The 24821-nt window shown below is 43.9% G+C and carries 21 protein-coding genes and 1 pseudogene; 20 read left to right on the forward strand and 2 right to left on the reverse strand.

Annotation, left to right across the window (positions count from 1 at the left end):
• Positions 1-94 precede the first annotated feature (94 nt).
• Positions 95-1243: an acyl-CoA dehydrogenase family protein gene (locus tag ACH0AB_RS08150; protein WP_188875812.1), complete on the reverse strand. Its 1149-nt coding sequence runs from the start codon at positions 1241-1243 to the stop codon at positions 95-97.
• Between the two features lie 282 nt (positions 1244-1525).
• Here ACH0AB_RS08150 and ACH0AB_RS08155 point away from each other — a divergent pair, with 282 nt between their 5' ends.
• The 20 genes from ACH0AB_RS08155 (at position 1526) to ACH0AB_RS08250 (ending at position 24603) form a co-directional block, all read left to right on the forward strand.
• Positions 1526-2188, forward strand: coding sequence for a TetR/AcrR family transcriptional regulator (locus ACH0AB_RS08155; RefSeq protein ID WP_227713380.1), 663 nt, complete (start codon positions 1526-1528; stop codon positions 2186-2188).
• Positions 2189-2549: 361 nt separating this feature from the next.
• Positions 2550-3566, forward strand: a complete 1017-nt coding sequence (locus ACH0AB_RS08160) for an aliphatic sulfonate ABC transporter substrate-binding protein (RefSeq protein ID WP_406877859.1) — start codon at positions 2550-2552, stop codon at positions 3564-3566.
• Between the two features lie 152 nt (positions 3567-3718).
• The gene (locus tag ACH0AB_RS08165; RefSeq protein WP_253852206.1) at positions 3719-4615 is read left to right on the forward strand and encodes an ABC transporter permease subunit; all 897 of its coding nucleotides are present in this window, start codon (positions 3719-3721) and stop codon (positions 4613-4615) included.
• Positions 4615-5394 (forward strand): ATP-binding cassette domain-containing protein, encoded by a 780-nt coding sequence (locus ACH0AB_RS08170; protein WP_406877860.1) that lies wholly within the window; start codon positions 4615-4617, stop codon positions 5392-5394. The genes ACH0AB_RS08165 and ACH0AB_RS08170 overlap by 1 nt, the downstream gene beginning before the upstream one ends.
• A 356-nt stretch (positions 5395-5750) precedes the next feature.
• Entirely contained in the window at positions 5751-7049 is a 1299-nt protein-coding gene (locus ACH0AB_RS08175) for a YeiH family protein (RefSeq protein ID WP_406877861.1), read from the forward strand.
• A complete protein-coding gene (locus ACH0AB_RS08180) occupies positions 7046-7243 on the forward strand; it encodes a hypothetical protein (protein WP_204155600.1) in 198 nt (65 codons plus the stop codon). The genes ACH0AB_RS08175 and ACH0AB_RS08180 overlap by 4 nt, the downstream gene beginning before the upstream one ends.
• A 256-nt stretch (positions 7244-7499) precedes the next feature.
• Positions 7500-8717 (forward strand): SfnB family sulfur acquisition oxidoreductase, encoded by a 1218-nt coding sequence (locus ACH0AB_RS08185; RefSeq protein WP_406877862.1) that lies wholly within the window; start codon positions 7500-7502, stop codon positions 8715-8717.
• Between the two features lie 17 nt (positions 8718-8734).
• Positions 8735-9973 carry an SfnB family sulfur acquisition oxidoreductase gene (locus tag ACH0AB_RS08190; protein WP_406877863.1) on the forward strand — a complete coding sequence of 413 codons (1239 nt, stop codon included), beginning with the start codon at positions 8735-8737 and terminating at the stop codon, positions 9971-9973.
• Positions 9973-11349 (forward strand): LLM class flavin-dependent oxidoreductase, encoded by a 1377-nt coding sequence (locus ACH0AB_RS08195; RefSeq protein ID WP_406877864.1) that lies wholly within the window; start codon positions 9973-9975, stop codon positions 11347-11349. The genes ACH0AB_RS08190 and ACH0AB_RS08195 overlap by 1 nt, the downstream gene beginning before the upstream one ends.
• Positions 11350-11450: 101 nt before the next feature.
• Complete coding sequence (locus ACH0AB_RS08200) at positions 11451-12317, forward strand: MetQ/NlpA family ABC transporter substrate-binding protein (protein WP_406877865.1); 867 nt, start codon at positions 11451-11453, stop codon at positions 12315-12317.
• A 44-nt stretch (positions 12318-12361) separates the two neighbouring features.
• Positions 12362-13435 carry a methionine ABC transporter ATP-binding protein gene (locus ACH0AB_RS08205; RefSeq protein WP_406877866.1) on the forward strand — a complete coding sequence of 358 codons (1074 nt, stop codon included), beginning with the start codon at positions 12362-12364 and terminating at the stop codon, positions 13433-13435.
• Complete coding sequence (locus ACH0AB_RS08210; protein ID WP_065253422.1) at positions 13428-14075, forward strand: methionine ABC transporter permease; 648 nt, start codon at positions 13428-13430, stop codon at positions 14073-14075. The genes ACH0AB_RS08205 and ACH0AB_RS08210 overlap by 8 nt, the downstream gene beginning before the upstream one ends.
• A gap of 158 nt (positions 14076-14233) precedes the next feature.
• Positions 14234-15004, forward strand: a complete 771-nt coding sequence (gene msuE / locus ACH0AB_RS08215) for an FMN reductase (RefSeq protein WP_406877867.1) — start codon at positions 14234-14236, stop codon at positions 15002-15004.
• Positions 15005-15221: 217 nt separating this feature from the next.
• A complete protein-coding gene (locus ACH0AB_RS08220; protein ID WP_159676670.1) occupies positions 15222-16148 on the forward strand; it encodes a CysB family HTH-type transcriptional regulator in 927 nt (308 codons plus the stop codon).
• A gap of 395 nt (positions 16149-16543) precedes the next feature.
• The gene (gene ssuD / locus ACH0AB_RS08225; RefSeq protein WP_406877868.1) at positions 16544-17752 is read left to right on the forward strand and encodes an FMNH2-dependent alkanesulfonate monooxygenase; all 1209 of its coding nucleotides are present in this window, start codon (positions 16544-16546) and stop codon (positions 17750-17752) included.
• A 579-nt stretch (positions 17753-18331) separates the two neighbouring features.
• A complete protein-coding gene (locus ACH0AB_RS08230; protein WP_002058194.1) occupies positions 18332-18901 on the forward strand; it encodes a hypothetical protein in 570 nt (189 codons plus the stop codon).
• A 211-nt stretch (positions 18902-19112) separates the two neighbouring features.
• Positions 19113-20702 carry a Dyp-type peroxidase gene (locus tag ACH0AB_RS08235; protein WP_406877869.1) on the forward strand — a complete coding sequence of 530 codons (1590 nt, stop codon included), beginning with the start codon at positions 19113-19115 and terminating at the stop codon, positions 20700-20702.
• A gap of 82 nt (positions 20703-20784) precedes the next feature.
• Positions 20785-21939 (forward strand): catalase family protein, encoded by a 1155-nt coding sequence (locus ACH0AB_RS08240; protein ID WP_406877870.1) that lies wholly within the window; start codon positions 20785-20787, stop codon positions 21937-21939.
• Positions 21940-21976: 37 nt separating this feature from the next.
• Positions 21977-22612: a DUF1269 domain-containing protein gene (locus ACH0AB_RS08245; protein WP_076775230.1), complete on the forward strand. Its 636-nt coding sequence runs from the start codon at positions 21977-21979 to the stop codon at positions 22610-22612.
• 155 nt (positions 22613-22767) lie between these two features.
• A complete protein-coding gene (locus tag ACH0AB_RS08250; RefSeq protein WP_406877871.1) occupies positions 22768-24603 on the forward strand; it encodes a 3-hydroxyacyl-CoA dehydrogenase in 1836 nt (611 codons plus the stop codon).
• Positions 24604-24642: 39 nt separating this feature from the next.
• On the opposite strand, the pseudogene ACH0AB_RS08255 reads toward ACH0AB_RS08250, so the two are convergent.
• A pseudogene (locus ACH0AB_RS08255) lies at positions 24643-24747 on the reverse strand (hypothetical protein); the annotation flags it as partial.
• Between the last annotated feature and the right edge of the window lie 74 nt (positions 24748-24821).

A 24821-nucleotide genomic window follows, 5' to 3' on the forward strand; every position in this document is an offset into this window, starting at 1 on the left:
GATTAAAATTTGTCAATTGCTAATGGCTAATCCTAACATCTGATACTAATATCTAGGCTAACTAAAAAGTGGCGCAGCCATATAAAACGATGAGTTACATAAAACGAGACGCCAACTCTTTCATGATTTCATTGGTACCGCCATAGATTTTTTGCACTCGGGCATCAGCATATAATCGGGCAATCGGATACTCCAGCATATAACCATAGCCACCAAATAGCTGTAAACATTCATCCGTGACTTTGGCTTGTTTATCCGTGGTAAAGGCTTTTAATAGAGCGGCATGTTGTACGGTCAGTTTTTTGTTAAGATGGGCCTCGAGTGCCGCATCACACATCGCCCTGACGGCAAGGTAGTCGGCATTACATTCGGCAAGTTTAAATCGGGTATTTTGGAATGACCACACAGGCTTGTTAAAGGCGTGACGTTCTTTGGTATATTCGATGGTAAGTTCAATCGATTTCTTAATCGCCCCCGCCGCCGCTAACGCAATGATTAAGCGTTCTTGTGGCAACTCTTGCATCAACTGAATAAAGCCCATGCCCTCCACACTGCCCAATAAGTTTTTTTGTGGGACACGCACATTATTGAAGAACAACTCTGAGGTATCTTGTGACGATAAACCGATTTTCTCTAAGTTGCGACCCCGCTCAAAGCCTGCTAAACCATCGGTTTCTAACACCAAGAGAGAGACACCTTGAGCGCCTTTTTCGCGGTCGGTTTTACAAGCGACGATAATTAGGTTAGCTAACTGGCCATTGGTGATAAAAGTTTTAGAACCATTTAAAATGTAGTCATCACCGTCTTTAACGGCATAGGTTTTGATAGCTTGCAAATCTGACCCCGTACCTGGCTCGGTCATCGCAATCGCACCAACCAATTCGCCCGTTGCCATTTTTGGTAACCAACGCTGTTTTTGCTGTTCACTGCCATGATGCAAGATATAAGGTGCCACAATACCTGAATGCAAAAAGCCACCAAATCCGCTCAAGGCCGCATCGGCTTGGGCATAAATCAATGCCGCTTCATGACGAAAGTCGCCACCGGCACCGCCATACTCTTCAGGCATCGACGCACATAAAAAGCCCATCGAGCCTGCTTCAAGCCATGCTTCTTTATCCATCATGCCGTTTTTTCGCCACTCGATGTCTTTGTCAATCCAAGTTTGAAAAAACTTCTTGGCAGTATCTTCTAGCATGGCGACTTCTTCGCTCATCCAGCTTGATTCAAAATGGTTGATCATCCTTGATTCCTCGTTCGTTATTGAGAGATTAATTAAACCGTTATAATAGTAATATTAATTACTACCTTAAAAAATTGCTCGGGTATTTATAGTTATTTATCCTTAAATTATATTATAAAGGTAATTTATATTACCAATGTAATACCAAATAAAAACCCTAAGATTATGATTAAAGAGCCAAATAATGCCGCCATCATAACAAAGATAAAAAATGAGAACAATATTGTCTGTGGATATGGTAATATATATTACTATTTTTTAAATATCTAAATAGAGAATATTATGACTGCGTTGAAAAAGCCAATGACGCTTGGACGTCCTAGTAATACAGTGGGTGATTTAACCTTACTTGCGCAGATACGACCTGCAACCTTAGATAAAATCGAAAAAAGTGTGATTACGCTGTATGCCAGTGATGAGAGCGAGGTCGCTGCGGATAGTGTGACTATGCAGTCAATTGCAAAACACGCGAACGTGTCACTGCAGACCTTGTATAAATATTTTGGCGATAAAAACACGCTGATTTATGTGATTTTAGATCGAGTGCTTAGTCGCCTAGCCGCTCGAATGATTGACCATTTGAGCGGTATTGATAGTGTTAAAGACCGGCTGCGTAAGACGCTATGGGTGATGTTTGATTTTGTTGACCACAATCCTGATGCGGTATTGTTTTTTTCTACAGCGATTCCTGTCTCCCACTATCAACATATTGCCATTTATGAAAACAAGGATTTGATGGAAGCTTTTTTGCAAGTGTTGTCGGATGGGCAGCAGCGTGGGGAGCTTAATCAAAATGTCTCGCTTAAAACCTTATTAGATGTGTTTATGGGTTTTATCACCCGATTGGGGCTGATGCACGTGTTAAGACACGCTGCCAAACCGATGACGGCTGACTTTGACCCTTTGTTTGATATCCTATGGCAGGCTATTTCACGGCATGACTAAGAAAATAACGCATTTTACAAATACACGAACAACAATCTAGGAATGTTTGTCCGCTATTATTACCCCGAATAAATGAACGGTCCAGCACTGGCTGTAGCGATTGCGCCCTATGTTTTTCTCTACGCAGAATAGCATTTATCTGTCCACACACCCTTCCGCTATCAATAAACAATAAATTAAAGCGGTTAGCAAATTCCGCTATATTCTTATCAATTATAATTATTAAGCTTTGTTATTATTCTGTGGAATAATAGCGCCATTCGATGATGTTTGATAGCGCTTGATAGCATTTCATCTCGAAAAAAATGAAAAATTTTGAGGATAAGGACAAATTGTCCTAAATATTGCATAAGGTGTTGTAATGAGAAAAGTTTCTGCTCTACTTATTTCGGGGTTTAGTATTAGCTTGCTAGTATCAGGTTGCCAGCAAAATACCACCAAATCTGCCAATGCGGCAACCACCAATGAAGCACAGACCAATGACACTAAGAGCGGTGATGCAAAACCACTTGAAGAAGTGCGTATCGGATTACAAAGTTCAGGGGCGTTGGTGTATTTGCGTGAAAGTAAGCTGCTTGAAAAGTCGCTCGAAAAATCAGGCATCAAAGTCAATTGGGTGCAGTTTCAATCGGGACCGCCGCTGCTAGAAGCGCTAAATACCAACAATATTGACTTTGGCACCGCAGGGGACACGCCACCTATTTTTGCCCAAGCCGCGGGTAGTAATCTGGTGTATGTGGCCTATGAAAAACCTTCACCACAGTCTGAAGCCGTCATTGTCCCCGCCAATTCAACCTTAAAGTCAGTGGCTGAATTAAAAGGTAAATCTGTGGCGGTGACTAAAGGCTCTAGTGCTAATTATACGTTACTAAAAGCATTGGAACGTGACAAATTGAGTTTTGCTGACATAGATGTCAAGTATTTACAGCCATCTGATGCCCGTGCTGCCTTTGAATCGGGGAAATTGGATGCTTGGACCGTTTGGGAGCCTTATCTATCGAGTGCCAAAATTGAGCTAAAAGCGCGAGTTTTGACCGACGCTACAGGTCTTAAGCCCAATAATACATCGTTTTATTTGGCATCAACGGATTTTGCTCAAAAACACCCCAATGTGATTAAAGACATTGTCAAAGCCATTGATGAAGCGGATAAAGCGATTACCGCTGACCCGGTAACTTTTAGCAAAATGATCCAAAAAGTCACCAATCTAAAACCTGACGTGGCGTTAGCCTCGGTGAAATCAAGAAATTACGGTGTCAACTATATCACCGATGACATCATTCAAGCCCAGCAGCAAGAAGCGGATACTTTTTATAAAAATAAATTGCTGCCAAAACAAATACAGGTAAAAGATATTGTCTGGTATCCACCCAAGTAAAACTATGGCTAGTAAAAAGCTAGTAAAAAAAGAATAGGTAATCTTTATGACGCTAGCTTGCGCTTACTACTTTGAAGCGATACAGCCGACAGTTAAGCTTTTAACAGTCATTAATAAAGTTGCATTGATAAATTTGCAGTGAGAGGTTGTTTATGAAAACGTCAAGTTTTGTTGCGGATAATTCAGTGGTAGCGGCATCAAAGCCGCTACCGACGAAACCGATAAGGGTGAATGCGCCAGTCAAGACATTGTCAACCCGCAAGGTTGTTAAAACCCTATTTGGGCGTACAGGGGGTTGGTGGTTGCCGTTACTCATGTTGGCGGGTTGGCAACTGGTAGCAAGTTTTCAATTACTGCCTGAGGCTTACCTTAAAAATATTTCGTCACCCAATGCCGTTGTTCAAGCGGGCTATGAACTCATAAAAAGTGGTGAGCTTTGGCAGCATCTCGGTATTAGTGCGCTGCGAGCGTTTGCGGGGTTGTTGATTGGCGGGTTGTTTGGGTTAGGGTTTGGGCTGTTGACCAGCACTTTGCCTGTATTTCGCACGTTATTGGATACCACCTTTCAAATGCTGAGAAACATCCCACATTTGGCATTAATTCCCTTGGTCATCGTGTGGTTTGGGATTGATGAAGCGGCAAAGGTTTTTTTGGTGGCAGTTGGCACATTTTTTCCGATTTATTTGAACACCTATCATGGTGTGCGTAATGTGGATAAACATCTGGTCGAGATGGCAAAAAGCTATGATTTAACAGGTTGGGCATTGTTTAAAGAAGTGATTTTACCTGGGGCATTACCGAGTATTTTGGTGGGGGTGCGTTTTTCATTGGGCATTATGTGGCTGACGCTGATTGTGGCGGAAACCATTTCGGCCACCACAGGCATTGGGTATTTAGCCATGCACGCTCGCGAGTTTTTTCAGATTGATATCATTATGTTTTCAATCTTGGTTTATGCATTATTAGGGTTTTTAGCCGATTTTATTGCCAAAAAGCTTGAATTTGTTTGGCTCAAATGGCACCCCGCTTACCAACAAGGAGCACACTAATGTCAACGCCATTGTCAGCGTCATCCAGAACGCCATTAAAAACCTCAGCAGGATTGGCTTTAAGCTTAACAAATGTGGTCAAAAAATTTGACAATCGAGAAGTCATTAAAAACCTAGATTTGCACATTCAAAGTGGTGATTTTATCGCTATTGTCGGGCACAGTGGCTGTGGCAAATCCACGCTGCTGCGTTTACTTGCGCAGTTAGAAACGGCGAGTAGTGGGGAGTTGACAGCCATGTCAATTGCCAATCAAGCAATGTCACCTCAGGCATGGCGACAATCTACGCGGCTGATGTTCCAAGATGACCGATTATTACCTTGGAAAACGGTACTGGAAAATGTGGGGCTTGGGCTAAAAACGCCAGATTGGAAAGCGCAAGCGTTAAAAGCGTTAGCGGAAGTCGGCTTGGCAGAGCGAGCTGATGATTGGCCATCGGCATTGTCAGGGGGACAAAAGCAGCGAGTGGCTTTGGCTAGAGCGATTATTCATCGTCCACAGCTGTTGCTACTTGATGAGCCATTGGGGGCGCTCGATGCGTTAACCCGTCTTGATATGCAGCAACTATTGGTCAAATTATGGCAAGAACATCGATTTACGGTGATTTTAGTGACCCATGATGTCAGTGAAGCGGTCATCACGGCTGATAGGGTGATTTTAATTGAACACGGCAAAATTGGACTGGACTTGCCAATCTTATTGCCCCATCCCCGTAATAACATGACTAAAACTGCGCCACTTGAGCAAATTGTGCTTGATAAGATTTTAGCGGTGCATTGAGTCTGTCAATCGTTCAATGGCAAGCCACTGACACATTTTGGCACTCTTTGCCACCCTTTGGCACCCTTTATTGAGCAAAAGCCCATTAAAAAATTAATGGGCTTTTTTAATGATAAAATTAATCGATTTGATTTTTCTGTCTGGGCTAGCCGAAGCTTTGCTCAGTGCTTTTATTGGTGCTAAGTCAGTAAGTAAAATCCACCTAAACATTATGCGCTCACAGTAGCGCCTGTTAGCAGAATTTATTATATTCATATCAGTTATGGTTACTAAGTGTAATCAATAATTTATGGAATAATGCCTTTTTCATTTGATACAAGTGCTATATCAATACTGGGAGAAAGGAGCGTGCGGTCATGAAATTTTTAAAAAATGAGGATAATTGGTCGGTTGTACTGGGACTATTTATTGTGGTAGTGATTTGCACCTTGTATATATCGCAAATACCTATTGCCAACTTAAATGTTAAAATAAAACCTTGGTCAGACTTTAGTGAGTTATTTAACCTAGTTAGCCATTCAATCCTAGGACTGCTAAGCTTAGGAATTGGTTTCGGGTTATTGCTATTTTTGGGTGCCAAATCCGCGCAACCTGAAATAAAGTTACCCCCATTTTTAGCCAAATTTGTCCTATTGTTTTTGATGGCGGCGGGCATTTTGATTTTAAGCAGTAATAAGACTGTCAAAGCATGGCAACTAGAAAGTCCTTTGGTAGCCTTGTTCATAGGTCTGTTAATTGGCAATTTTACCTCAATTGCTGATAAATTAAAGGAAGTGCTGAGAACCGAATACTATGTCAAAATTGGTATTGTTTTAATGGGGGCAACCTTACCCTTCACTACGATTTTAAAAGCGGGTCCGGCGGCCATCGTACAAGCCTTAATTGTTTCGGTTGTGACTTTTTCTACCATTTATTTCGTAGCAACAAAAGTGTTTAAGCTTGATAACCGATTTGCAGCGACCCTTGGGGCAGGTGGCTCGGTGTGTGGGGTGTCAGCGTCGATTGCCATTGGCGGTGCCTGTAGAGCCAAGCATGAGCATGTGGCGGCGTCAATTTCGTTGGTGATTGTGTGGGCAGTAATTATGATTTTTGCGCTGCCATTTGCTTGTAAGTTGTTGGATTTGCCACCTGCGATTGCCGGTGCCTGGATTGGAACGTCTGAATTTGCAGATGCTGCTGGTTTTGCAGCGGTTGAAGCGATTGGTAATGAGTCTGCTACCCAAGCCTTTACATTAATGAAAGTGGTAGGCCGAGATATGTTTGTTGGATTATGGGCATTTTTGGCAGCTTATTTATCGGTCACTGTCTGGGAGCGTGCTTCAACGAACGAGCGAATTGATAAATCAGAGATTTGGCGTCGATTTCCTAAGTTTATTATCGGTTTTTTTATTGCCTCAATCATCACTACCTTATTTGTATTGATTGCACCCAACGCTGAAGCTTTTAATAAACAAGCATTAGGTCTTATCAAAGACTATCGCGGTTGGTTTTTTACCTTAACGTTTTTATCCATTGGTATGACAACGCGATTTAAAGCATTGGCAAGCGTGGGCATTAAACCTGTACTTGCGTTTACAGCGGGTGTTTTGGTCAATCTGCCGCTGGGCTATTGGCTCTCTAACCATGTGTTTGCAAGCTATTGGATAAATTTATGATCACCCAATCAACCACTATCAAAAGTCAAATCCCATTGCCAAAGACGGTGTTAGCGCAATTTGGCTTTAGCAATCATTGCTCCCAAGCCGTCTTTGATACGTGGGAGTTAAAAAAAGCCCTTAAAGCAGCGGGTATTGATGAAAATCAATATCAGCTGACAGTAAATTATAGCCGACAGTGGGGATATTTTTGATGGTTTGAAAAAACCTATGGCGATAAATTAGCTTTGTTATTAATTTGAAATTCATCCAACAATTTACCTGTTGGTCTAAGCCCTGATATAAGCCCATTAAAAAATTAATGGGCTTTTTTTATGGTCACCCAATCAATCAAATGACATGCTGTTCATCATATTTCTTGCTATAGATAGCAAAATATCTTGGTTATCTTTGCGAAAAAAAATCTTTACCATGATGCCTTATTCAAGCATTTAGCGGTAAGGAATTAGCATGACGGATTTTAATCAGCCATTTGATAAATATGCCCCAGCGCAACGCATTGTCACTGATGAGCAAGCCATTCAAGCTGCCAAGCAAGTGGCGGATTTTGCCCTCATCAATCGCGACGAGCGCGACCAACAACGTCAATTGCCTTTTGCAGTGATGAACTTATTTAGCCAAACTGGGCTTGGCGGCATACGTATTCCCAAACAATATGGCGGCGCCGAAGTGTCAAATCGCACCTTGGCAGACATCTTTCGTATTTTGAGCAAAGCCGATGCCAATATTGGTTTGATTCCACAAAATCAAATCAGCCTACTTAATATCATCAACATCATCGGCAATGACAGTCAAAAACGCTTTATTTTTGGCGAGATTTTGTCAGGCAGTCGCTTAGCCAATGGCGGGCCAGAACGTGACACCAAAGACAGCAAAACCTTGGCAACGACATTGACCATTGCCAACAATGGTTACTATCTTAACGGGGAAAAGTTCTATTCAACAGGCAGCAGTTTTGCCGATTATTTGGCGATTAAAGCCTTACACCCTGAGGGTCATGTGGTACTCACCATTATTGATAAAGCCGCAACGGGCGTTGAGGTAGTAGATGATTGGGATGGTTTTGGACTGCGTACCACCTCAAGCGGCACGGTCAAACTCAACCAAGTCAAAGTCCTACCTGAGCTAATTTTTGATGAGCGCTTGCTCAGCGATGCACCGACGTATCGTGGGGCGTATTCTCAGCTGATACAAGCGGCGATTGATGTCGGCATTGCGGAAGGGGCGTTTGAAGACACCTTAGCTGTGGCAAAAAAAGCCCGTCCCATTGTCGATGCCAATGTCGAAGCTGCGCGCTTTGAGCCGTATTTGCTACAAGTAGTGGGAAAGTTAAAAGTACGCTTGGATGCGGCTACCCTATTACTGCAAGAAGCGGCTGATTATTTGGATGCGCTGGATAGATTGGATTTTGTCACCGCAGAAGAGGCAGCACTCGCGTCTATCAAAGTAGCAGAAGCCAAAGTATATGCCAATGACGCCGCTCTCACGATTTCTGAAAAACTGTTTGAAATTGGCGGTAGTCGTTCATCACTTAGCGAGCATGGCTTGGATCAGCATTGGCGAAATGCCCGCGTGCATACTTTGCATGACCCAGTGCGCTGGAAGTTGCACGCATTGGGCGATTATTACTTAAATCACAAATTGCCCAACCGTCATGCTTGGATTTAGAAAGTAAGGAAAACACCATGTCAGATACCATCACCCGTCCAGTAAGGGACGCTCAAGCTTCGCTAGTCAAACCTACGCCCGTCGCCCATATCATCAAGTCGGACAACGAAGCGTTAGAAATCGCCTATCAGCTTGCCCAATCGTTTAAACAAGCGCGTATAAAACGAGACCGCGAACGGCTATTACCCTTTGCAGAAATTGACAGCTTGAGCCAATCAGGGTTATGGGCAATCACCGTGCCAAAACGCTTTGGCGGCGCTGATGTATCAAGTTGGACCGTCGCTCAAATCATTGCGCTGTTGAGTGGTGCAGATGGGGCGATTGGGCAAATTCCGCAAAATCATTACTATGCGTTAGAAGTATTAAAAAACACGGGGACAGAAGCCCAGCAGCAACGCATTTTTGCTGAAGTATTACAAGGGGCGCGGCTAGGCAATGCGCTGGCTGAGTTTAAGCCCAAAAATGCCGTTGATAAAACCACCAAACTCACCTCAACGCCAGGCGGTTATCTAATCAATGGCGAAAAATTTTACTGCACAGGCAGTCTGTTTGCACACCGTATTCCGACTTTGGTAAAAGATGACAACGACGGCGAATTTTTGGCATTTGTGCAGCGAGACGCCAAAGGTCTCACGCTAATTGATGATTGGCAAAGTTTTGGTCAACGTACCACAGGCTCAGGCACGGTCTTATTTGACCAAGTTTTTGTGGATAAAGACGATGTCATTGCTTTTGATAAAGCCTATCAAAGTCCAACGGTTTGCGGGCCGTTTGCCCAGCTGTTGCACGCCGCCATTGAGACAGGTATTGCACGTGGGGCGTTTGAAGAAACCTTGGTACAAGTGCGGCAAGCTCGCCCTTGGATTGATTCGGGCGTGAATAAAGCCACCGATGACCCACTCACGCTATTGCAAATTGGGCGCAGTGCGGCAGATGTGCGAGCGGTGGAGGTATTACTCAAACACGCTGCCCAAACCATCGATGCCGCTCGTCCAACGCCCAATGAGCAAAATATTGCCCAAGCGTCATTGGCGGTCGCGGCAGTGCGCGCATTAAGCACCGAAGTGGCACTAAAAACCTCCTCACAGCTCATTGAGCTGGCAGGCAGTCGCGGTAGCCAACGTGACAAAGGGCTAGACCTGTATTGGCGAAACGCACGGGTGCATACCTTGCACGATGCGGCACGGTGGAAATACTACTTTATTGCCAACTATGCACTCAATGGGGTATTGCCGCCACGGCGAGGGACGTTGTGATGGGTGAGACGGTGAAACAAGAAAATAACCCGCCAAAGCCGATTATTCTAAACGCCTTTGATATGAATTGCGCTGGGCATATCAATCATGGTTTGTGGACCCACCCAAGGGATGAATCTTATCGATTCAATGAGCTTAGCTATTGGACAGGCTTGGCAAAAACCTTGGAGCAAGGGCTGTTTGATGGGTTGTTTTTGGCGGATATCACAGGCTGTTATGACGTTTATCAACATAACATTGATGTGACCCTTAAAGAGTCGGTGCAATTGCCAAGCCATGACCCGACCACCTTGGTGTCTGCCATGGCGTCGGTGACCGAGCATTTGGGCTTTGGTATCACTGTAAATTTAAGTTATGAGACGCCTTATCAATTTGCTAGACGTATGGCGAGTCTAGATCACTTAACCCAAGGTCGTTTGGGATGGAATATCGTGACAGGGTATTTGGACAGTGCTGAGCGATTGATTGGTAATCAAGGGCTAAAGGCACATGATTTACGCTATGAGCAAGCGGACGAGTTTTTGCAGTTGTGCTACCAGTTTTGGGAAGGCTCATGGCAAAACGATGCAGTCAAAATAGACAAACAGGCGCGCATTTTCACTGATCCTGCCAAGGTAAAAGCGATTCACCATCAAGGGCGTTTTTACCAAAGTGACGGCGTTTTTCAAGTGATGCCGTCTATTCAGCGCACGCCAGTGCTATTTCAAGCAGGGGCATCAGCCAAAGGTTTGGCATTTGCTACCCAGCACGCGGAGGCGATTTTTATTGAGGGTGGCGAAAAATCAGCGATTAAACGGCAGGTGGAGACGATTCGCCAGTTGGCAAAAGCACAAGGTCGCAATCCCAATGACATCAAAGTGCTGATGGGGATAACGGTAGTGACTGACGAGCGTCACGACCTTGCCCAAGCAAAACTGGCAGAGTATGAAGGCTATGCAAGTAGCGAGGCAAAATTGGCACATTACTCAAGTTCGGTGGGGATTGATTTATCACAGTATGCCGATGATGAGGTGATTGCCTACCAACAAACCAATAGCATTGCGTCGGTGAACCAGCGCTTTCGGCAGCAGGTTACCAAAGCGCAGCTGATAGCCGAGCATCGGTTAGGGGGACGCTATCCGCTAATCGTGGGTGATGGGCGCGAAGTGGCTGAGGCGTTGTTGACCTGGGTGGACGAGACAGGAATTGATGGTTTTAACGTCACTCGCACGGTCACGCCTGAGTCTTACGAGGACTTTATCCAGTATGTCATTCCTGAGCTACAACGTCGTGGACGCTTCAAAACCGAATACAAACAAGGCAGTCTACGCCACAAGCTCATTGGCAAAGGTGAGCGGTTACCCAGTTCACACCCAGTGCAAAGCTTTCGATGTTAAGGGCTTGTTTAGAGGACTTTTTTCAGCGTTATCAGTTTTTTATGTTTTAAGCAGCTATTTCTAAGCAGCTATTTTTAAACCATCATTTTTAAGGAGCTATTATGGCAATCGCAGCAAAACATCGTGCTACTGTTTTAGGGGTAACTATCATTGCTGTCTTGGTGTTACTGAGCAGCTGGGCATTTTACAATAAAAGCCAAGCATCAAACGTCACCAAAGACAATCCGTTAACCATCGGTATTAGCCCGCCTTTTGCCAATCCACTTAAAGAAGCAGTCGCGGCGGCAAAACAACAAGGTATCAACGTCAAATTAGTCGAGTTTACGGATTGGAATACCCCAAATGTAACACTTAACAGTGGCGACATCGATGCCAATTATTTTCAACATCAGCCGTTTTTAACCAATGCGCTCAAACAGCATCCAGAGTATAAGCTATCGGCTTTGGGGAAAGGGGTTGCCACCCATGTCGGTTTGTATTCTAAAAAATACCAAAGCCTAGCGGCACTGCCGACGCGTGCTCGTGTGGTGGTGCCAAATGACCCTGTTAATCAAGGGCGAGCGCTACTACTGCTGCAACAGGCAAAATTAATTGGGCTAAAAGACCCAAATAATTTTCTGTCTAACTTAAGCGATATCAGCAGCAATCCAAAACAATTGCAATTTGTTGAAGTCGAAGGCCCGCAGACCGCAAGAGCGGTTGATGATGCTGATTTGGTGTTTAGCTACCCGCATTATTTGCGCTTAGCCAAAACCATTGACCCCAATCAAGCTTTAGTCTTTGATGATACCACCAACAACCGCTATGCGATTTTATTTGTCACCCGGGATGATTTTGCCCAAAAAAATCCTGAACGAGCCGAACAGCTGAAAAAATTTATTCACATTTATCAAACGTCACCCAACGTAAAACAAGTGCTTGACAAAGAAATCGGGGGAAAACTTTGGTTTCCAGGTTGGACCTCGTAATGCGTTAACAAGTTTTAGCCATAATAATTACAAAGGATCATGCTATGCAGTCGTTTACTCATATTACCCAAGATGACAGTCATTCATCACCTCCCTATATCCGAATCGATAAGGTCAATAAGTTTTATCAAGGACAAGCGCAAACGATTCATGCACTAAAAGATATCTCGCTTGAGGTGCCAACAGGCAAAATTCTGGGTATTATCGGTAAAAGCGGGGCAGGAAAATCATCTTTATTACGCATTATCAACGGCTTGGAGTCGATTAATGATGGCCATGTTTATATCGATGATAACAATGTGGCCTCACTCAACCAAGCACAGCTACGACAGCTGCGACAAGGCATTGGTATGATTTTTCAGCATTTTAATCTGCTGTCGAGCAAAACGGTACAAGACAACGTCGCCTTACCCCTAAAAGTCGCCAAAGTAAGTCAGGCTGATATCAATAAACGGGTGGCGCAAGTGCTAGAGATGGTGGGGCTCAGTGATAAAGCATTGATGTATCCTTCTCAGTTATCAGGCGGTCAAAAGCAGCGGGTGGGCATTGCGCGGGCGCTCGTGAATGAACCCAAAATTTTATTGTGTGATGAAGCCACGTCAGCACTAGACCCAGAAAGTACCCAGTTAATTTTGCAGTTACTCAAGCAAATTAATAAAAAACTTGGCATTACCATTGTGCTCATTACCCATGAAATGCAAGTCATTCGAGATATTTGCGACCAAGTGATTGTCATTAACCAAGGGCAAATCGTTGAAACAGGACCAGTGTGGAAAGTATTTGCCTCACCCATGCACACCATGACCCAAGAATTACTAGGCTATAATCAGTCATCCATTGATTTGGGTGAGGATAAACTCACCGACAAACACAGTGCCACTCATACTTTGCTCAACCTAAGATACGTTACCCCAAGAAAATCTGCCCCTGATTTAAAGGCAATTTTTGCGCAATTTGAAGCGCCCGTCTCTTTGTATCAAAGTCAAGTGGATACCATTCAAGGCTACTTGGTAGGCAATATCGTCGTTGGCGTCGCAACCACGGGTTTAGATGTCGCGCAATTGACCCAGCGCTTGGGTCATCAAATTTTGCATGTGGAGTTAATCGGTTATGCTTGAGTTGTTACTGACGGGGTTGATTGATACGCTGATTATGGTTGGCGTATCAGCGATTTTAGCGTTTTTATTGGGGTTACCGATCGCATTGGTATTGGTCAATTCAAGCGAGCAAGGTATTGCCCCATCATTTTTGACCAATCTAAGTTTGGGTTGGTCGGTGAACATTGTGCGTGCTATTCCCTTTTTGATATTGATGGTGGCTATTATTCCAGCCACTCGAATGATTGTCGGTACAAGCTATGGTGTGTGGGCAGCCGTGGTACCGTTAACCTTAGCCGCAACCCCTTTTTTTGCTCGAATTGCCGAAGTGAGTCTGCGTGAAGTTGACCCAGGGCTCATAGAAGCGGCACAAGCGATTGGCTGTAACCGTACACAGATTATTCGGTATGTCTTATTGCCCGAAGCATTGCCTGGCATTATTGCCGGGTTTACCGTGACGATTGTCACCATGATTAATTCGTCTGCCATTGCTGGCGCGATTGGGGCGGGTGGCTTGGGCGATATTGCCTATCGTTATGGCTATCAGCGCTTTGATGTACAAATGATGGTATCAGTGATTGTGGTTTTGGTGGCATTGGTCATGTTGGTGCAAGCCACAGGCGATAGTCTGGCTCAATGGGTCGATAAACGCCAATTGTAGCTCTGTATTTTTACCACTCTGATATGGCAAATTTGATATAGCAAAAAATCAGCTAAATAATGCAGATATTGTTGTTTCACAAGCGGCTTAATTTTTCGTTTAATGGGGTTATCGACATGTCATCGATTTATCTGATTACATTAAATTAAGGAACAAAGATGTCTATCACTCAAAATTTCACCAATCAAGCAAATCCAGCCATTCCACTCAATATCGTTGCGGTATCGGGTGGGCTCAACACACCATCAAAAACCGAAAGTCTGGTGCAAAATATTGTAGATGAGTTGGCACAAGCCACGCCCATCAACGTACATTTTATCAAACTTAGTGAAATCGGGCCTTTACTCAGTGGGGCGATTTATCGTAACCAACTGCCAGAGCGAGTACAAAACGACTTGGCAGCGATTGAGGCGGCGGACGCCTTGATTGTAGGAACGCCAGTGTATCGCGCGTCTTTTACCGGATTGTTTAAACACTTATTTGACTTTGTGGAGCAAACCGCGCTCGTGGATGTGCCGGTATTATTGGCTGCCTCTGGCGGTAGCGATCGTCATGCACTGGTTCTAGAGCACCAGCTTCGCCCATTGTTTAGTTTTTTCCAGGCCCAAACATTGCCAATAGGCGTGTATGCGACGGATAAAGACTTTACCCCAGAATACACCGTCTCAAGCCAACAGTTGCGTGACCGTATTGTGTTAGCGGTGGCGCGCGCGTTGCCGATACTTGAGTGGGCACCCGCCAAAGGCCGACGCGCCCAAGCCATTAAAGAAAAATCAGCGCAAGCCAATCAGCAGTTAGGCATTAATAAACAAGTCGAACAAGCCGAAATATTACCCTCTGTGGCAGTGCCAGATTTATCGAGTGCCGAAGCCAGACTACACCCGCAAACTACTCAATCATCCCCTAAAAACCATCCATCCGTCGCCTAAAGGGCGCATGCCTTAGTGTGTATTAGCTGACATCACCAGCTCAGTATGATTAAATATAACCCGAGCAACAAACTGTTTGGGTTATTCAAATTTTGTTTTTTGTGTGATTGATATATGTAATTTTGGAATATTAATTTGTTTGATAGGCGTTTGTTGTCCTAGGCCGCTCGGCTTACACTAATTTTATTCATTATCGGATTATTTGGGGCAACAGACTATGAATTTTCAACAACTTCGTATTATTCGAGAAACGGTACGCTGTGACTATAACTTGACGGAAGTAGGCAATGCATTATTTACCTCACAATCGGGTGTGTCCAAACATATCAAAGACTTAGAAGATGAGCTTGGGGTAGGGCTGTTTGTGCGTAAGGGTAAACGGCTATTAGGTTTGACCGAACCGGGTAAAGAGTTATTGGTGATTGTAGAGCGGATGCTACATGATGCCAACAATATCAAAACCTTGGCTGAACAATATACCAGCCAAGATAAAGGCGAATTGACCATCGCAGCCACCCATACCCAGTCTCGTTATATTTTGCCGCCCGTTGTGCAAGCGTTTAAACAGCTTTTTCCTAAAGTGCATTTGCGCTTGCTACAAGCCGCACCGCCAGAAATTGCGGCAATGCTACTTGATGGACGAGCGGATATTGGCATTGCCACCGAAGCCTTGTCAAGCTATAGCGAGCTTGTGACTTTTTCTTATTATCACTGGTATCATGCGATTGTGGTGCCGCCAAACCATCCGCTAACCCAGCTTGAACAGGTAACGCTTGCCGACATTGCCCATTATCCGATTATCACTTACATTAGTGGTCATACCGGGCGAACGATGATTGATGAAGCGTTCGCCAAAGCAGGATTACAGCCTGATATCGTGATGACGGCGTTGGATTCTGATGTAATAAAAACTTATGTGGAATTTGGCATGGGCATTGGTATCATCGCGGATATGGCGTTTAATCCCAATAAAGACACCCAGTTAACATTACTGGGTTGCGAGCCACTATTTCATCAAAATACTACCTTGCTAGCAGTGCGACAAGGGCATTTTTTACGAGGATTTGGCTATCAGTTTTTAGCCTTGTGTAACCCTACGTTGACCCAAGCAACAATGCATGATGCCATACAACCTAGCAGCTAACACTAAATACTGGTAACGCTAAATCCTGATAAGCAAGTTTGCAAATTTATCGTCTGTTACATTCGATGTAATACGCGTTAAACTCGCTTGCTGTCTCGCTTGCTGTGCTATTTTTAAGATTTGGGCTTGTTTATCTGGTGTTGATATCAATGCATTTGACGATAAAAACGCTTTGTGGTGAAAACTGTAAAGCGTTTTTTTTGATGTCACTGCTTTAGCGATTAAATTGATAGGGTTAGCAGCAAAACTATTAAGTAATTTTTGTGCTAACCAAAGCAGTTTTTGTTATTTTTTATTGAGCGATATTTGCTTTAAGCTTATGGCTACCGATAAACCGCCCATGACAAAAGGCGAGTTATCTTAATCAATTTTTGAGCTTACAAGCAGGGGTTACGATGAAAATTTTTTGGTTTATACCGACACATGGCGACAGTCGTTATTTAGGCACGAGTAAAGGGGCAAGAACCGTTGACCATACTTATATGAAGCAAATTGCCGTGGCAGCCGATAACCTTGGCTATGAAGGCGTGTTGATTCCGACAGGTCGCTCATGTGAAGACCCTTGGCTGGTCGCTGCTAGTCTCATTGATGCGACCACTCGCTTAAAATTTTTGGTGGCATTACGCCCTGGGGTGACGACACCCGCGCTTGCCGCTCGTATGACAGGCACCTTTGATCGATTATCAAATGGTCGATTGCTACTTAATCTGGTCACAGGCGGCGATGAACAAGAGCTTAAAGGCGATGGCATCTTTGAAGACCACGCGACGCGTTATCAGACAGCCAGTGAATACACCACGATTTGGCGAGAGATTTTAACCCGCTCGCACACAGGCGAATCCTTTACTTTTAACGGTGAACGCTTGCAAGTCGAAGATGCCAAATTGCTATATCCCCCTCTACAACAGCCATATCCGCCCTTGTGGTTTGGCGGTTCATCTGAGGCGGCGCAAACACTGGCTGCCGAACAAGTTGACAGTTATTTGACGTGGGGTGAGCCGCCTGCTGCCGTCAAAGGGAAGATTGAGCAGCTTAAAACCAAAGCCGCTGCCAAAGGTCGCACATTAAGCTATGGGATTCGTCTGCACGTGATTGTGCGTGAAACCAATGAAGCCGCTTGGCAAGCCGCTGATGAATTATTAAGTCATGTCACTGACGACACCATTGCTGCTGCCCAAGCCAAATTCGCCCAAATGGACTCGGTGGGACAACAGCGTATGGCGGCATTGCATGGCGGTCGCCGTGATAACTTAGAAATTTCGCCCAACTTATGGGCAGGGATTGGACTGGTGCGTGGTGGCGCAGGCACGGCACTGGTGGGCGACCCACAAACCGTTGCCGCGCGTATTCAAGAGTATGCGGATTTGGGCATTGATAACTTTATTTTTTCAGGCTATCCACACTTGGAAGAAGCGTATCGGTTTGCTGAATTGGTTTTCCCGTTGTTACCGATTGACACCCAAGACACCTTGGTCAAGCCAAATTTGACAGGACCGTTTGGTGAAATTGTCGCTAATAACTATGCACCACCGCAACAAACCCGTGACACGGCAGCCTCAAAAACACCTGCCACTGAAACACCCAAACACGCTATTGCCTCTTAAATTTATTTTAAAGACATATTAAAGGCGTCTTAAATGCTTGTGATAAAACGTGCTAACTAAGGCACGTTTTGCGTCTCGTCTATACCTATCTATATCTATTATCCGACAGAGTACGCGGAATCCACCCTAGCCATGATAAGCATCTTTTAACTGATAGACCTTTTAACTGATAAACACTTTTTTTAAAAGTGGTAGCCAGTTATAGGGTGAGATTAGACCAGCAAGCTACTTTGCTAAAGTTAATCATCAAAGTCCAAGGTCCCAAATTTTTTGAGGTCCCACATAGCAGGAAAAGTGATTTTTCTACACAGATTTTATATTTAAAAGTTAAATAATCTATTGATTGTAATGAGAATTTTTTAAATTAATGCTTCGGTTTTATGGTTTCTAGTATGTCATTTTTTAATCAATAGTTTAGTTTTGTAATTTTATGGGTGATAAAAGTTATTTTAACGCTTTTTGCTTTTTGCGGCTTATATAATAAAAAGGATTTAAATTTTAAATAATAAAACAATGGGATAAACAAATTTAAATCATGTACGTCAATTAATGATCAACTAACTATAAGGGCTCTAAAACATGACAAATCAAAACAACGAAAAACTTTCTTTATTAGATGATGTGGCTTTAAAAGCTCAAATGCTCATGGCAAACCTAAAAGAGGGTGGTAATGATGGCTATGACCATTCTGTTACCAGTGCCGGTGAAAAGGGCTTAAAATCAGGCAAAGTGTCTGAACTCACCGCCATCGCCCCCATAACCAAAGATGGAGCAGCTCGTATCAAGCGAATTTTGGAAATTACCAAAGGCAATCTTGCAGGGGTGGCCAATGTAGGCACCTTGCATGATTCGCGGTTTGTGTTTTTAGACAATGACACCAAGCTCCTGTTTTGTACCGCCTATGATGGCGATTGGGATGCTTACATTAACGACTTTGCTACCAAAATTCCAGAACTCATGGACTTAATTTTTGGCAATGTAGAGGGTTGGCCTGGGATTAAAAGCCCGACGGTTAAGCAATTCATCCTTGACCATCAGATTACCGCTTCCGGTTGGTATGTGGGTGTACCTCATTTGACAGTTCGTGATATTGCGCGTAATGACAAAATCGTGCGTGGCATCAATAAAGCCATTGAACAAGCCCAATAAGCCCGCTTAGAACCTGTATTCACCATATCACGTTTATCGTACTATTATAAGGGTACTATTCCAAGCGTACGCTGAACGGGCAAGCTTTAGGTTAAAATTTCGATACAAAAGCCATTTGTTGCGTGATTTTTACCATAGGCGATATTTAGCGTGGTGTATGGTGAGCAGGTTCTTAGCATCAAATTTTTGAAATTCTCTGCTAGGAACGACCATGAATAACGACAACCCAGCGAATGAAAGCCTACTTGGCAAATTAAAAACCCATCTACAAGATGGTATCGAGCATGGCATAGAGGCCGTTAAAGACAAATTTGAACACAGCGATACACCCACTGAAAAAGGCAGTGTCAAAGAACGGGTACACGAAGCCACACAAAAAATCAGCACGCAGCTGCACAGCGTCACCACACGGGCAACGAACGCTATCTATCCCAATATCGCCACGATGGAACTTGAGGATATTCAAGCCATCATTTTGCATGACCGCCCTGCACCTTACTATGGCACGCTTGTCGCGCTAAAAGTCAATGACAGCAACGCGGGTCGTGAATTACTAAAAGCGGTATTACCAAACGTCACAGGCTCAAAAAATTTCCAAAAAGATATGGATGCCAATTTGACTATTGTGATGACGTATGAGGGGCTAAAAGCTTTAGGCTTACCGCAAAGCTCGCTTGATTCTTTCCCAGAAAATTTCAAAACAGGTATGGCAGGTCGCTCCGATATCTTGGGTGACAAAGGCGACAATGACCCTAGTAACTGGCTTGCGCCATTTGGTGATAAAGGCGATATTCATATTTGTGGCGCGGTAATTGCCGATAGCCAAGAAAAATGGCAAGCCAAACTTGACGAACTTAAACAGGCGTTTGCCCCTTATCTAGATATCAGCCGTAACGCCATCGAAATCTTGGTGGAACATGATTTTGGCGCAGATGGTGACGTCAAAAACGTGTTTGGTTATCGCGATGGCATCAGTAACCCAGAAGTTGATGGCAGTGGTATCACCCTTGAAAATAACACCGAACGCCCGATTGCGGCGGGTGAATTTGTGTTAGGTTATAAAGGTGAAGCGGGCGTGGTACCCCCTATGCCACAGCCTGAAGTATTGGGTAAAAACGGCTCGTTTATGGTACTGCGAAAATACCGCAGTAATGTGGCTGACTTTCACCGCTATTGCCTAGAACAAAGCGACAATGACCCAGCTAAAGCCGATAAACTGGGGGCAAAAATGTTCGGTCGCTGGCGTTCGGGTGCCCCCATCACCCTAAGCCCAGACCACGATGATGAAGCCCTCGGCAAAGACAATGTAGCGAATAATAAATTTGACTACACGGACGATCCCTATGGCAAAGGCTGCCCGTTTGGTGCTCATGCTCGCCGTATGAACCCACGCAATACCAAAGACTTTATTCTAAGCGATGTACGTCTTCACCGTATCATCCGCCGTAGCGTTTCGTATGGCGATATCGTGCCGCCCAACGTGACCCAAGACGACGGTCAAGAGCGGGGTTTATTTTTTATCGGTATCAACGCGCATGCCATGGACACGCTTGAGTTTTTGCAAAGCCAATGGATTAATGACGGTAACTTTATGAACCTTGGGGAAGAACGTGACCCAATGCTAGGCGTACACGCAGGTAGTGACGCTGATAGCGATGTGTTCACCGTACCCGATGAGCCAATTCGTAAGCGTCATACCAATATTTTGCAATTTAATACCCTACAAGGCGGCGAATATCTTTTTGTACCGAGCTTGTCGGCACTCAAATGGATTAGTGAGCTTAACGAAAATTCATATTAGAGTAAAACTAAATAAAAAAAGGTTAGGCGGTTTTAGTAAACCTAACCTTATAAAATAATGAAAATAACAAAGGACAATCATCATGTTAAATAAATTATTCGGTCGTCGTTATGCCAAGTTTGACCCAGCCATCGACCAGCTTACTAGCGACGATGAAAAAGCCATCGACCAAATCACCGCAGATATTCGTGACTATATCGGCAAATCAGACACGGTTAGCAAAATCAACTATCACACCCGAGATGCCCATGCCAAAGGCTACTGTGCGTTAAAAGCCAACTTTGAGATTTTACCAAAACTGCCCAAAGAATATGCCCAAGGTATCTATGCCAAACCCGCTCGCCATGAAGCGGTGATTCGTTTTTCTAACGGCTCATCTCGTGTGGCTGCTGACAACAAGTTGGGACTTTCTCAAGGGTTGGCGATTAAAGTCTTTGGTGTCAAAGGCGAAAAATTACTGCCAGATGAGCCAGATAGCCCAAACTTTGACTACAATTTGATTAATTTTCCTATTTTCTTTTGTAACACCATTCAAGACTATAGTTATATTTCACGGCTATTTTTACAATTAAATGATTATTTTGCCAAAGGCGCAAAAGGTCAAGCCAAGTTTGCCTTTGACTGGATTACCCAATATGGCAAAAAACTACCATCCAAAGAATCCCTCAAGACTTTTAGGGCTTTTAGTAAATTTAAAACCATCAAACCGCAAAATACTTTGTTATACAGTTTTTATTCACAAGGGGCGGTGCGTCATGGCGACTATATGGCAAAAATCCGTGTGGCGCCGACCAAAGCGTCACAAGCCAAAATCAAACGCCGTGACCTAGATGTCAACGCTACTAGCGAGGCGATTCGTCCTTTGATTTTACAAGAAATCCGTGAGCATGATTATGAGTTTGATGTGCAAATCCAGTTGTGCCGTAACTTAAAAGACCAACCCATCAATGATTTGACCAAAGAATGGGATGAAAAAGATGCGCCATTTGTGACAGTGGCAAAACTCACCATCCCTTGCCAAGATGTGCCAGATGACGGTAACTTTGAGGTGATGGAAAATTTATCATTCACGCCATTTCGTTGTATTGAAGCCAATCGTCCGATTGGTAACTTACAACATGCGCGTCTTCGAGCTTATCAAACCGCTTCCACTACTCGCCATAGCTTAAACAATAAAAAACGTGTCGAGCCAACCAATCTAAAAGAAGCGTTTGATAAAGATTTTTATAACCTTTAATTAAAAAAACCTAATTAGAAAAATAAGGATAACAGACATGAAAGCACAACAAAATATTTTAGTCACTATTTTTGATGTATCAACTGAAGCCTACAAAGCCTTTACCGAGCTAAAAGCTTACAAAAGCAACGCTGAAACCTTGATTGTGCAAGCGTTACTCATTAAGAAAGAAAACAGTGTGATCACAACGGTCGATAGCCTAGACCAAGGCGAACAAATCAGTGGTGGGGCAGTTATGGGTGGTCTGTTGGGTGCGTTGCTTGGCGTATTGGGCGGACCTGCAGGCCTGTTAATTGGTGGTTCACTGGGTATGGTACTCGGTAGTGATGTCGGTGCGGCAGTATCTTTTGGTCAATCATCGTTACTTGAATACGTTGCCCAAAATCTTAAAGACGGTGAAGTGGCGATTTTAACGTTGGTTCAAGAGCAAAACGAGCAACCACTCAACGACTTTTTCGCGCAGTATAACACCCATAGTCAACGCTTCGATGTGGCTCATGTACAAAGTGAAATAATCGCAGCCAAAGAAGCACATGACCAGTCGGTTAAACACTTGCAACAAGTATGGCGTGAACAACGCAAAGCTGACCATTCGTCAAAATTGGACGCATTTCGTGATGAAATGAACCAAAAATTTCATCAATTGGGTGAAAAACTCAATCTCCATAAATAAATCAAAAACCGTTAGTGTTTGAACATACTAACGGTTTTTTTACCTTTCAATCTAATTAAAAATAGTCGACAGCAAATACGATAATATTAAAAATAATTTACCTTAATCATCAATTATGAAATCGCGTATTTGCTCATTAACGCTAGGAGCATAGTATGTCAGAATCGAATAACCTTTCTAACTTTAAAAACATAACAGTCGCAGGCAGTGGTGTTTTGGGCTATCAAATCGCCGTACAAGCGGCGTTTCATGGTTTTAAAGTTGTTGTCTATGATATCAATGACGAGGTGCTCAATAAAGCCAAAACCAAATTTGCCGATATCGCCAAACGTCATCAGGCTGATTTGGGCGAAACAAGCGAACAAGCCAAATACGCTGAGCAAAACTTGCGTTATAGCTCAGACTTAAGCAACGCCTTAAAAGACGCCGACTTGTTGATTGAAGCGGTGCCCGAAGATGTCGCCATCAAAAAAGATTTTTATCAAAAAGCCTCGGCCGCTGCCCCCGAGAAAACCGTATTTGTAAGTAACTCATCTACCATGTTGCCCAGTGATTTGGTCAAATTTACCGACCGTCCTGCTAAGTTTTTAATGATGCACTTTGCCAATGAGATTTGGAAGCGCAATCTTGCCGAAATTATGTCGCATGCCGATACTGACCCTAATTTATTTGATGCGGTGACCGCGTTTGCCAAACAAATCGGCATGGTGCCTATTATCGTCAACAAAGAAACCTCGGGCTATGTACTAAATTCACTACTCAATCCTTGGTTAAATGCAGGGATGCAGCTGTATATCCAAGGCATTGCCGACATTCAAACCATCGACAAAACTTGGATGCTTGGCACAGGCTCGCCGATGGGACCCTTTGCTTTTTATGATATGCTGGGGCTGACTACCCCTTACAATATTTACAAGCTTGCTGTGGCTAAGGGCAAACAACAAGACCAAGCGGTCGTTGATATGCTTAAAAAAGAGTATATCGAGCAACATAAACTGGGAGTACCCACGGGTGAAGGATTTTATCAATACCCCAATCCCGCCTTTAAAAATCCTGACTTTTTAAAACCACCCAAAGCGGATTTATCCAAAGTACCCTATAAAAATATTACCGTGGCAGGCAGTGGCGTATTGGGCAACCAAATTGCGGTGCAATGTGCGTTTCATGGCTTTAACGTGACGATTTATGATATTAACGATGACGCGATTGCTAAGGCGAAAACCCGATTTGCCGACCTTGCCAATCAGCATCAGCATGACTTAGGTGAAACCGATGCCCAAGTGGCAGCAGCTAGCAAAAATTTGGCTTATACCACGGACTTGAATGAGGCGTTAAAAGATGCAGACCTATTGATTGAAGCGGTGCCAGAAAGCTTAGACATCAAACAAGATTTTTATAGCAAAGCCTCAGCTGCCGCCCCTGCCAAAACCGTGTTTGCCAGTAACTCATCAACGCTATTGCCAAGCGTGTTATCGACCTTTACTAACCGTCCAGAAAAATTCTTGATGCTGCACTTCGCCAATCACATCCATATCCGTAATACGGTGGAGTTGATGGCGGCAGCAAGCTGCGACCCACAAGTCTATGCTGACGTCATCGAATTTGCCAAAGCCATTGCTATGTTACCGATAGCGGTGAAAAAAGAACAATCGGGCTATGTGCTTGATAGCTTATTGATTCCGTTATTGGTGGCGGGGTTAAAACTGTGGGCAAACGGCGTTGCCGATGCCGCAACCATTGATAAAACGTGGATGATAGCCACGGGTTCACCCTTTGGACCGATGGCGATTTTGGATAAAAATGGCATGAAAACCAACTACAACATCTTTAATGAACTGGCAAAAATGGACCCCTCTTTGCAGCAGCCCGCTGCAAAGCTCAAAGCAGAACTGGTCGATACCAATAAACTGGGTGAAGCCACGGGTGAGGGGTTCTATCAATATCCTAACCCAGCTTATTTAGCGAAAGATTTTTTAAGCTTATCTGGCTAAACTGCGTTTGGTAGAGGAGAATAAACAAGGGTTAATTTGCTAACTTGACGTATCTACCGTTGTCACTACCGACATGCCTGGCATCAATTCATTCAGACGACTTTGGTTGTCATCGATGTCAATGCGTACAGAAATGCGCTGTAAGGTACTCCCCAATGTCTAGACCAAATAATCATAAAATTAAGATAGAATTGGGTTGATAAAGCACAGTATTATCC

Source organism: Moraxella sp. 179-F 1C4 NHS (assembly GCF_045370505.1).
GTDB lineage: Bacteria > Pseudomonadota > Gammaproteobacteria > Pseudomonadales > Moraxellaceae > Faucicola > Faucicola tetraodonis.

Excerpts from the sequence above, each read along its gene's own strand:
- ACH0AB_RS08150 (WP_188875812.1), bottom strand. The coding sequence starts at position 1,243 with ATGATCAACCATTTTGAATCAAGCTGGATGAGCGAAGAAGTCGCCATG.
- ACH0AB_RS08155 (WP_227713380.1), top strand. The coding sequence starts at position 1,526 with ATGACTGCGTTGAAAAAGCCAATGACGCTTGGACGTCCTAGTAATACA.
- ACH0AB_RS08160 (WP_406877859.1), top strand. The coding sequence starts at position 2,550 with ATGAGAAAAGTTTCTGCTCTACTTATTTCGGGGTTTAGTATTAGCTTG.
- ACH0AB_RS08165 (WP_253852206.1), top strand. The coding sequence starts at position 3,719 with ATGAAAACGTCAAGTTTTGTTGCGGATAATTCAGTGGTAGCGGCATCA.
- ACH0AB_RS08170 (WP_406877860.1), top strand. The coding sequence starts at position 4,615 with ATGTCAACGCCATTGTCAGCGTCATCCAGAACGCCATTAAAAACCTCA.
- ACH0AB_RS08175 (WP_406877861.1), top strand. The coding sequence starts at position 5,751 with ATGAAATTTTTAAAAAATGAGGATAATTGGTCGGTTGTACTGGGACTA.
- ACH0AB_RS08180 (WP_204155600.1), top strand. The coding sequence starts at position 7,046 with ATGATCACCCAATCAACCACTATCAAAAGTCAAATCCCATTGCCAAAG.
- ACH0AB_RS08185 (WP_406877862.1), top strand. The coding sequence starts at position 7,500 with ATGACGGATTTTAATCAGCCATTTGATAAATATGCCCCAGCGCAACGC.
- ACH0AB_RS08190 (WP_406877863.1), top strand. The coding sequence starts at position 8,735 with ATGTCAGATACCATCACCCGTCCAGTAAGGGACGCTCAAGCTTCGCTA.
- ACH0AB_RS08195 (WP_406877864.1), top strand. The coding sequence starts at position 9,973 with ATGGGTGAGACGGTGAAACAAGAAAATAACCCGCCAAAGCCGATTATT.
- ACH0AB_RS08200 (WP_406877865.1), top strand. The coding sequence starts at position 11,451 with ATGGCAATCGCAGCAAAACATCGTGCTACTGTTTTAGGGGTAACTATC.
- ACH0AB_RS08205 (WP_406877866.1), top strand. The coding sequence starts at position 12,362 with ATGCAGTCGTTTACTCATATTACCCAAGATGACAGTCATTCATCACCT.
- ACH0AB_RS08210 (WP_065253422.1), top strand. The coding sequence starts at position 13,428 with ATGCTTGAGTTGTTACTGACGGGGTTGATTGATACGCTGATTATGGTT.
- msuE (WP_406877867.1), top strand. The coding sequence starts at position 14,234 with ATGTCTATCACTCAAAATTTCACCAATCAAGCAAATCCAGCCATTCCA.
- ACH0AB_RS08220 (WP_159676670.1), top strand. The coding sequence starts at position 15,222 with ATGAATTTTCAACAACTTCGTATTATTCGAGAAACGGTACGCTGTGAC.
- ssuD (WP_406877868.1), top strand. The coding sequence starts at position 16,544 with ATGAAAATTTTTTGGTTTATACCGACACATGGCGACAGTCGTTATTTA.
- ACH0AB_RS08230 (WP_002058194.1), top strand. The coding sequence starts at position 18,332 with ATGACAAATCAAAACAACGAAAAACTTTCTTTATTAGATGATGTGGCT.
- ACH0AB_RS08235 (WP_406877869.1), top strand. The coding sequence starts at position 19,113 with ATGAATAACGACAACCCAGCGAATGAAAGCCTACTTGGCAAATTAAAA.
- ACH0AB_RS08240 (WP_406877870.1), top strand. The coding sequence starts at position 20,785 with ATGTTAAATAAATTATTCGGTCGTCGTTATGCCAAGTTTGACCCAGCC.
- ACH0AB_RS08245 (WP_076775230.1), top strand. The coding sequence starts at position 21,977 with ATGAAAGCACAACAAAATATTTTAGTCACTATTTTTGATGTATCAACT.
- ACH0AB_RS08250 (WP_406877871.1), top strand. The coding sequence starts at position 22,768 with ATGTCAGAATCGAATAACCTTTCTAACTTTAAAAACATAACAGTCGCA.